This window comes from Pseudomonas sp. NPDC089534, from assembly GCF_044749305.1.
Classification (GTDB): Bacteria; Pseudomonadota; Gammaproteobacteria; order Pseudomonadales; family Pseudomonadaceae; genus Aquipseudomonas; species Aquipseudomonas ekonensis.
In genome coordinates this window covers 23,235-31,303 of sequence record NZ_JBIVHR010000020.1, presented here as the reverse complement: position 1 = coordinate 31,303, position 8,069 = coordinate 23,235, and the positions used below count along the sequence as shown (strand labels likewise).

Annotated in this window: 10 protein-coding genes; 5 read left to right on the top strand and 5 right to left on the bottom strand. The window is 60.2% G+C overall.

Features of this window, described 5'->3' with window-relative positions:
• Positions 1 to 198 (top strand): hypothetical protein (locus tag ACIP0B_RS08735; RefSeq protein WP_400831234.1); only part of this gene is annotated, 198 nt, incomplete at its 5' end.
• Between the two features lie 75 nt (positions 199 to 273).
• Here the strand turns inward: ACIP0B_RS08735 and ACIP0B_RS08730 are convergent.
• The 3 genes from ACIP0B_RS08730 to ACIP0B_RS08720 form a co-directional block, all read right to left on the bottom strand.
• On the bottom strand, positions 274 to 717 hold the full coding sequence (locus ACIP0B_RS08730) for a hypothetical protein (protein WP_400831233.1): 444 nt from the start codon (positions 715 to 717) through the stop codon (positions 274 to 276).
• A gap of 176 nt (positions 718 to 893) precedes the next feature.
• Entirely contained in the window at positions 894 to 1,562 is a 669-nt protein-coding gene (locus tag ACIP0B_RS08725) for a DUF3313 domain-containing protein (protein ID WP_400831231.1), read from the bottom strand.
• Between the two features lie 22 nt (positions 1,563 to 1,584).
• Positions 1,585 to 1,896, bottom strand: a complete 312-nt coding sequence (locus ACIP0B_RS08720; protein WP_400831230.1) for a hypothetical protein — start codon at positions 1,894 to 1,896, stop codon at positions 1,585 to 1,587.
• 169 nt (positions 1,897 to 2,065) lie between these two features.
• Here ACIP0B_RS08720 and ACIP0B_RS08715 point away from each other — a divergent pair, with 169 nt between their 5' ends.
• The 3 genes from ACIP0B_RS08715 (at position 2,066) to ACIP0B_RS08705 (ending at position 5,135) form a co-directional block, all read left to right on the top strand.
• Positions 2,066 to 2,776 (top strand): response regulator, encoded by a 711-nt coding sequence (locus ACIP0B_RS08715; protein WP_085633011.1) that lies wholly within the window; start codon positions 2,066 to 2,068, stop codon positions 2,774 to 2,776.
• Positions 2,773 to 4,122 carry an ATP-binding protein gene (locus tag ACIP0B_RS08710; protein ID WP_400831229.1) on the top strand — a complete coding sequence of 450 codons (1,350 nt, stop codon included), beginning with the start codon at positions 2,773 to 2,775 and terminating at the stop codon, positions 4,120 to 4,122. The genes ACIP0B_RS08715 and ACIP0B_RS08710 overlap by 4 nt, the downstream gene beginning before the upstream one ends.
• Before the next feature lie 389 nt (positions 4,123 to 4,511).
• On the top strand, positions 4,512 to 5,135 hold the full coding sequence (locus ACIP0B_RS08705) for a hypothetical protein (protein WP_400831227.1): 624 nt from the start codon (positions 4,512 to 4,514) through the stop codon (positions 5,133 to 5,135).
• Between the two features lie 206 nt (positions 5,136 to 5,341).
• Here ACIP0B_RS08705 and ACIP0B_RS08700 read toward each other — a convergent pair whose 3' ends face one another.
• Entirely contained in the window at positions 5,342 to 5,992 is a 651-nt protein-coding gene (locus ACIP0B_RS08700; RefSeq protein WP_400831226.1) for a hypothetical protein, read from the bottom strand.
• Between the two features lie 461 nt (positions 5,993 to 6,453).
• On the opposite strand from ACIP0B_RS08700, the gene ACIP0B_RS08695 reads away from it, so the two are divergent.
• Positions 6,454 to 7,083 (top strand): MBL fold metallo-hydrolase, encoded by a 630-nt coding sequence (locus ACIP0B_RS08695; protein WP_400831224.1) that lies wholly within the window; start codon positions 6,454 to 6,456, stop codon positions 7,081 to 7,083.
• 64 nt (positions 7,084 to 7,147) lie between these two features.
• Here ACIP0B_RS08695 and ACIP0B_RS08690 read toward each other — a convergent pair whose 3' ends face one another.
• Complete coding sequence (locus ACIP0B_RS08690) at positions 7,148 to 8,053, bottom strand: LysR family transcriptional regulator (protein WP_400831223.1); 906 nt, start codon at positions 8,051 to 8,053, stop codon at positions 7,148 to 7,150.
• Positions 8,054 to 8,069: the final 16 nt, after the last annotated feature.

Here is an 8,069-nt window from a genome sequence, read left to right as displayed (position 1 = left end):
GCCACCGAGACCGACCCGCTGTTCAGCGACGCGGTTGCCGCCACCGAGACCGATCCACTGTTCAGCGATGCCGTTGCCGCCACCGAGACCGACCCGCTGTTCAGCGACGCGGTTGCCGCCACCGAGACCGATCCGCTGTTCAGCGACGCCATCGCCGAAGGGGGCGCAGATCGTCTGGCCGAACGTCGGGCAGTCTGAATCCATGGGTTTGATCAACGCGCGCAATAAAAAGCCCGGCTTCAACAGCCGGGCTTTTTGTTGTCTGTGTGCCTGTCACTGCACACTGATGTACTGAAACTGCGCCTGGGCCTTTTCAACGGCGCTGCGCACGTCATCCTTCTGGGACTCGCCGCCCGCGTAGTAGATGCGCAGGCCCTTCAGGTCGAGTTCATCGACCGCGTTCTTGATCACGGCCACGTCCAGCGAAGTCGCCGCCCCGATGATCAGAAAGCCACTGTCGCCGCCGGCCTTGGCCATCAACAACGCCTGCTTGAGCTGCGCCGCGTTGGCGCCGCCGCCTGCGGCAATCGCCAGGTTGTCGCTGATCAGCCCGTGGCTGAGGATCTTGGTGCTGGGGAAACTGAACTTGCCCTGCCCCGCAGGCAGCGTCGCGACATGGGCCTTGGCGGCCTCGGAGTAGATCTCTGCGTCGCTTTTCCCCTTCGACGCACAACCGGCGAGGACGGCCAACAGGGCCACGGCTACGAATGCTTTCACGGTGTCTTCCTTGTGAGAGGGTTCCTTGGAGAGCGCAGGATAACCCAAGCCGAAACAAACGCCCCTATTCCATACCGTCGCACCCGAAAGACCGGACCCGACTCACGCCGAACCCCGGACAAAACAGCGCCAGAACAGGCCGAACCTCAGCCCCTACCCTTCGGCGCCTACGCCCCTCACCGATACCCCCTCACATAAGACTCCCGCAGATCACTGGCCCACCCGTCCAGCACCGACTTGACGTTGGCCGCGGTCATCACTTGCTTGTCGTCGTCCAGCGGTATGCCGGTGCCCTTGCGCATCACTTGGGCGACGACCTCGCCGGTCGCGCCGTCCTCGAAGGACACTTCCGTGGTGATTTCGCTGTCCTGGTCTCGGATGCCGGTGGCGGTGCTGACGCCGGCGGCCACCAGCGTCACCGGCAGCCATTCGTAAAAGCGCAGGCTCTGGGTGCTGGCGGCGACGCGGGTGATGGCGGGCCGAACCGTCAAAGTGTCCGGGCCGGGCTTCGACGACAGTTGCACGACTTTGCCCAGTTCGTACCGCAGCGCCGCGTCGTAGTAGGCGGTCACGGTGTACAGCGTGCTTTGGGGGATGCGTTCGGTCGGCGCGACGTCGGGGTAGAACCGGCTCGGCGCGATGTAGACCTGCTTGTACCGGCCCCGCTTCAGTGCCGGGCTGACCCAGCTCAGGGCGGTCTGGCCGGAAGGCGTGCGGTGTTCCTTCAGAACGCTGTAGTCGCGCAGAAAGCCCGCGTTCGTGGCCGGCTCGACCTTCTTGCTGCTGCACGCAGACAGGCTCAGGGTGGCGACAAACAGCAGCGAAACCGAATATCTGTTTTTCATCCGTGCAATTCCTTGGTGTACGTCAGGCAGAGGCTTGGGCAGGCGGGATGGTTTCCGAGCCTTCGACGCGCAGTTGGCCGTGGGTCATGATCCAGTGGATGAGGTCGGCCGTCGGAATGGTGTGCGCGTACTCCACCCACTCGGTGCCGGACGGGCTGTAGCGCTCGAAATAGCGGCGCAGCACGATTTGGCTCTGATCGTCGGTCAAGGCCAGGCAGGACTCCTGGAACAGGATCGGCTTGTCGTGCTTGGGCACCGTGGTGCGCTGGCGCAGCACCAGCGGGCGCTGCGCGGCGTGCCGGACGGCAATGCATGTGCTCTTGGGAATCGTCATAAAGCCCCCTCGTTTGGAATGGCGAGCAGAGTGCACGAGGGGTTTTGCGGCAGGATGTCCGCTTGATGTCCGGGCCGCAGAAATGTTGCTCGATTGAAATATATGACCCGCACACCAGAATGGTTTTAGAGTCGCACCTCTTTTTGGGCCACCAAGGAACCCGGTGAACGTGAGCAGACTGCTGATCGTCGACGACGATGTGGAAATCCTGTCCTTGCTGAAGAAGTTCTTCGTCCAGCACGGCTACGAGGTGGACGTGGCCGCCGACGGCCAGGCCATGTGGGCGGCGATTGCCCGGCAACGGCCGGACACGATCATCCTCGACCTGATGCTGCCCGGCGAAGGCGGCCTGAGCCTGTGCCAGAAGGTGCACACGCAGCTGGGCATCCCGATCATCATGCTCACGGCCATGGGCGAGCTCAGCGACCGGGTCGTCGGCCTGGAACTGGGCGCCGACGACTACGTGACCAAACCCTTCGCCCCGCGGGAACTGCTCGCCCGGCTGCGGTCGGTGCAGCGGCGCACCGGCGAACGGCCCGCCCAGGCCAGCGAGCCCACGCGGCCGGTGATCGGCTTCGCCGGTTGGCGGCTGGACATCACCTGCCGCGAACTGCGCTCCCCCGACAACGTGATGATTCCGCTGTCCGGCGGCGAGTTCGACCTGCTGGTGCTGTTCCTCGAACACCCGCAACGCATCCTCACCCGCGAGCAACTGATCGACATGACCCACGGCCAGGGCCACGACGTCTACGACCGCAGCATCGACGTGCAGGTCAGCCGGCTGCGGCGCAAGATCGAGCCCGACAGCAAACGCCCGGACCTGATCCGCACCGTGCGCAACGGCGGCTACATGTTCTCCGCCAAGGTCACCCGCCCATGATCCGCCGACTGCTGCAGCGCGACACCCTCAGTCGGCGCATCGCGCTGACCATCGTCGCGGCCATGGTCGCCTCGCTGGCCCTCAACGCCCTGTTCGTCCAGGTGGCCGGCATCTGGGCGCGTCCGCCCATCGAACGCACCGGCCTGCTGGAGCAGATCGCCATGACCGTGCGCGTGATCGACGCCGCGCCCGCCCCGCTGCGGCCGCAACTGGCCAACGCCGCCAGCAGCCCGATGCTCCATGTGGTCTGGAAGCCCCAACGCGCCGACTTCGGCTTGCCGGGGGACGGCAGCCAAATCAAGGTGGACGACGACGCCTCGGCAGGCCGCGAGGCCGTGCTGCAGACCCTGCTGGGCACCGGACGCACGATCGAGGTCTACAACCCCAGTGACTGGCCGGCGGGCAGCACCGAGGGCCGCTACGTCGCCCTCCTGCGGCTGGCCGACGGCAGCTGGCTGTCGTTCACGCCGCCGGCGCGCAGCTGGGGCCTGGAGATCCACACCCGCATCGCCATCGTCATCCTGCTCGGCCTGATCGCCACCGTGCTGGTCGCCTGGGTCGCCACCCGCCAACTGGCGCGGCCGCTGCAACGCTTCGCCAGCGCCGCCCGGCACTTCGGCCGCAACCTGCACGCACCGCCGATCAAGGCCGAAGGCCCGGAAGAGATCCGCCAGGCGATCATCGCCTTCAACACCATGCAGGCGCAGATCCAGCACTTCATCGGCGAGCGCACCCACATGCTCGCGGCGATCTCCCACGACCTGCGCGCCCCGCTCACCCGCATGCGCCTGCGCAGCGAATTCATGGACGACCTCAGCCAACAGGACAAACTGGTGCGCGACATCGAAGAAATGCAGTCGATGATCAACGCCGCGCTCACGTTCTTCCGCGAAGACACCCGCCCGGAAGCGCCGACCGCGTTCGACCTGTCGGAGCTGCTGCAAACCATCGTCGACGACTACCGCGACCAGGGCATCGACGTCGACTTCAGCGGCCCCGCCCGCCTGGTGTACGACGGCCGCCCGCTGGGCATCAAACGGGTGATCGTCAACCTGCTGGAGAACGCAGAAAAGTACGCCCGCCGCCCGCGCATCGCCCTGAGCGTCGGCCCGCACGCGATCTGCATCGAGGTCAGCGACGAAGGCCCGGGCATCCCCGAAGACGCGCTGGAACGGGTGTTCGACCCGTTCGTGCGCCTGGAGACCTCGCGCAACCGCGACACCGGCGGCGTCGGCCTGGGGCTCTCGTCGGCGCGGGCGATTGTGCGCGAGCAAGGTGGGGAACTGACGCTGCACAACCGGCCGGGGACGGGGTTGGTGGCGCGGGTCGAGTTGCCGGCGCCTTAGGCTGTCCGTTCGCCTTCACGCCAGTGCCCCTCTCAACCACACCGACACGCTCCTTGCGTAACGCCTCATCCGCAACAGCCACGGATCGAACAGCCGCGCCTGCATTTCGGCGCTGCGCTGTCGTTCGCCGAACAACGATGCCAAGTGTTTAAGCAGCGGGCTTATAAATAGTCAGCTACTTAATACCAACAGCTGATCGTTGTTTTTCTAGTGCAAACATTGCGAGTAGCTAATGTTCTATTAGAACTCGATGCTACTGACTCCATAGCCATTGATGCAGCGCATTCTTAAACTGGCGAAACCGCCGATGCGGGCTAAATTACAATCTGTGATGCTCAGCCCCATGGAGCCCACCCCATAGTGAAGCGATGGCATGGAGGACTGTTAAAATGGCGGACAAAGAACCGAACGACGGATGGAGCAAGCTGAAAAAGACAATTGTAGGACTGGCAGGCGTTTTGGTAGTCATTCCTTCACTGATCAATTCCGCATACGCCATCTACGCAAGCATCAACAAACTTCCTAGAACCGACTCAGAAAGAATCAATGTAGAATTTTTCAAAAAATATTGGGGAAAGAAACCAGTAAACGAACTTCCCGTATCAATAAAAAGAGGCGGCGCAGACTATCAGGTGAATTTTTCCGTCTGGGATGAAGGTGATGTTTTCATCCAATACGGAAATATGAGCCAGTGGTTTGCCTTTCCTAGCCAGCCATCTACATTGGCATCCGGCAATTCGATCATCATGAGCGCCTATGCTGATTCGGGGCGGGGCTTTCAAGCCCTCGATGGCGGCTACAAGCAGATGGACAGCTTTGACGGGAACAATGCAATCCGAGAGCGAAACTATTTTAACGGCATAAAGGAACGTCAAGTCTTCGATGTTCGAACGGGCGAAATAATCAATCGAAGCATTACCGAAGGCCCTCCAGTCCCAGGAGCCATTAAAAGTCAGAAGCCGGTAACGATTGACTTAAATTCGGCCGATCCAAAATTTGAGTTTTTTCATTAGGGTGACATCCGAAGTCCATACAGTTCACCCCTGAAGCGCACTAAAGCCATGCTCCGCCCAACACGCGGCATGGCTTTGCCTCATCAGCGCCGGGCGCTGGCATATACCATTTCCAACAACCTACCGTTCAATCCAAGGCAGCAATATCAGCAGCCGACTTTACCGAAAGCGATCTCGTCCACACTACGACCGGCCCGCAACCGTTATCAGTCAGGCATCTTTTCATGAAGCGCCCTAAGGTCATCCAGATAGGGAATGAGCCCTGCCTCAATGAACCTTCCATCAATAGCAAAATCCCGTGGTGGAATTAACTCCAATTCAACCGCACGCAAGAGCAATGCACGTGTATTGAAAAAGAACTTCGACACATACTCCCCTGCCAACTGACTGCGAAAACGCTCTACTTGCCTGACACGTTCCTCCCCTGATGCTTGCCAATTTCCTTTTTCGAATTCTTCAGTTTTGGTGCTTATGAACTCCGAAACCTGTTCAAGGTGCCGTTCAATATCGTGTTTCAGAGTTTGCTGTAAGGCTAAACGTTGAGGTGCTTTCGCCGCTTCATCTATCTTTTCCCTAAGATCCACGTTATCTCGAGAAAGCTGGGCATTCAGCTCGGTGAGGTTGGACAAAGAGCCCTTCAACGAACTCAGCGTATGCTCAACCTCCAGGCTTTGTCGTTGCGCCCATTGGCGATCAATTATCGTTGTAGTGACAGCAAGCGCTGAAAGCACCACAAACAGGCCGATCACGAGCATTTTTGTGCTGTTTGCCTTGGGTGGATGCAGCGACGCGATAACGCCGATCACACCGAGAATGATCCCAATGACACCCGCACACACGCCGATAAAAGTATCCATTTTTCGTCCCTGATAAGCAGAGCGAGATCACGATTGGTCAATATCGGATTGATGGTCTGCCTCGTCGACTGCTGGAGACTCGCCAGTCTTCCGAAAACACCTCATTGTTCAATATAGCCCTTAACCCCGGCTTGGAAGGGAATCCGCGATCAGGTCGGAACATTCATTCTCCATCATCCGCACCAATAACCGCTCCCGGACAAAACCAGTCTGCCACGTGATCAGTCACCGGCGAAAATGACGACTTCGGTTTGACGAGTCATTGCCTGCCCTTCCGCTCGGGAATGCCGGGTGTAAGCGGCGTGTTCGACAGATGTCCGGTTTTCCGTACAGGCTGTACGAGATTGTCGGAATCAGTGAGCCATGCCTAAAAGCTAAAATCGGTCCGGATTCACGTGGATCCACCCATACAGCTGTTTCACTGCGGCGACGCGTGACAGCGCGCTTACAAGGTTGTGCAAATGAAACAAATATATCCCGACCTATGGCAGACAACGCCTGAGCATCCTTTTCTCGGCGTGACCTCTCACGCTTACCTGCTGACGACCAACAGTGGAAACATCTTGTTCTATAGCTCCGGAACGCTTGAATACCGGGCGATCGACGCTTTGGGCGGCGTTCGCTTCCAGTTTCTGAGCCATCGGGACGAAGCCGGCCCGGAACTCCACAAGATAAAGAAACACTTCAGGTCACACACTCTGTGCCATCGCCTTGAGGCACCCTCGGTAGGGAAATACACAAGCGTCGATGAAGTATTTGATCAGGCCGAAGTGCGCCTCGGAAACATTGAAGTGATACCGACACCAGGCCACACAAACGGCAGTGTCTGCTTCTTTGTCCGGTCGCCTCACGGTAAAAACTACTTGTTGACCGGTGACACGCTTTACATGAGCAATGGCGCTTGGGAGTCCCGTATCAACCGTGGCGACGGTGGCTCGAAGGCGGACCTCATTGAAAGCTTGAAGCGACTGCAAACGCTGTCGCCTGACGTCGTCATATCCAGCGCATCCGTGGGACATGCCCCCTTCAAGGAAGTGACGGCCACCGAGTGGCGAAGCATTACCTATGGCGTGATAAAGAGCCTGTCTTAGCCGTGTCGACACCCTGAGAGTCACGCGTGCCTTTGATACCGCTTGATGAAGGATCGGCAGACCTTCATGTAGGCAAGGCCTTTACATAGTCGATGAAGGCGCGCAGCGGTGGCGGGACAAGGCGTCGACCGGAGTAGTAGAGGAACGGTCCCGAAAACGGCTGCCACCAATCCACCAGCAAGGGCTCCAGGCGACCGCTGTCCAAATGCGGCTGAAGCCAGTCTTCGAAAAGGTGGATGACCCCGACACCCGCAAGCGCTGCCTCCACGGCAAGGTCGGTGGCACCTCCCACCCGTACCACCAATCGACTTTGAGGCTCCACCCGCACGATTTCCCCTTCCCGCTCAAACTCCCAGGGGCTGGCCAGCGCTCCGCCGACGTACCTGTTCACGATGCAGGCGTGGCCGAGCAGTTCCCGAGGGTGGGCAGGCCGTCCGTGCGCATCCAGATAGCCCGGTGCAGCGGCCGTCGCAAACCGCTGGGTACGCGGGCCGATGGGGATTGCGATCATGTCCTGTTCGAGCCTTTCGTCATGGCGGATTCCTGCATCGTTCCCCAGCGCCAGGACGTCCACCAGATGATCCTCCGCATCCACCTCCACCCGGATGTCCGGGTAGGCATTCATGAAGCCAGGCAGGATTTTAGGAAGCGTCAGGCGGGCTGCACTGATCGGCACATTCAGTCGCAAAGTTCCCGAAGGACGGTCACGGAGCCCATCGACCACATCGAGCGCGGCCTCGATTTCTCCGAGTGCAGGTTCAAGGCGCGTGATCAGCAGTTTGCCCGCATCCGTCGGCGTAACGCTTCGCGTCGTGCGGTGCAGCAAGCGAACGCCCAGTCGGGTTTCGAGCCGCTGCACCGCGCCGCTCAAGGTCGAAGCGCTGATCCCGGTCGCCCTCGCGGCATCGCGAAACCCTCCTGCACGCACGACCGCGACGAATGTAGTGAGGTCTTGAAGGTCTGGTCGCATTGTTCGGATTTCCGTA

What these genes read in the sequence shown, in the direction of transcription:
- ACIP0B_RS08700 (WP_400831226.1), bottom strand. Translation starts at nt 5,992, where the DNA reads ATGGATACTTTTATCGGCGTGTGTGCGGGTGTCATTGGGATCATTCTC.
- ACIP0B_RS08710 (WP_400831229.1), top strand. Translation starts at nt 2,773, where the DNA reads ATGATCCGCCGACTGCTGCAGCGCGACACCCTCAGTCGGCGCATCGCG.
- ACIP0B_RS08725 (WP_400831231.1), bottom strand. Translation starts at nt 1,562, where the DNA reads ATGAAAAACAGATATTCGGTTTCGCTGCTGTTTGTCGCCACCCTGAGC.
- ACIP0B_RS08720 (WP_400831230.1), bottom strand. Translation starts at nt 1,896, where the DNA reads ATGACGATTCCCAAGAGCACATGCATTGCCGTCCGGCACGCCGCGCAG.
- ACIP0B_RS08690 (WP_400831223.1), bottom strand. Translation starts at nt 8,053, where the DNA reads ATGCGACCAGACCTTCAAGACCTCACTACATTCGTCGCGGTCGTGCGT.
- ACIP0B_RS08695 (WP_400831224.1), top strand. Translation starts at nt 6,454, where the DNA reads ATGAAACAAATATATCCCGACCTATGGCAGACAACGCCTGAGCATCCT.
- ACIP0B_RS08705 (WP_400831227.1), top strand. Translation starts at nt 4,512, where the DNA reads ATGGCGGACAAAGAACCGAACGACGGATGGAGCAAGCTGAAAAAGACA.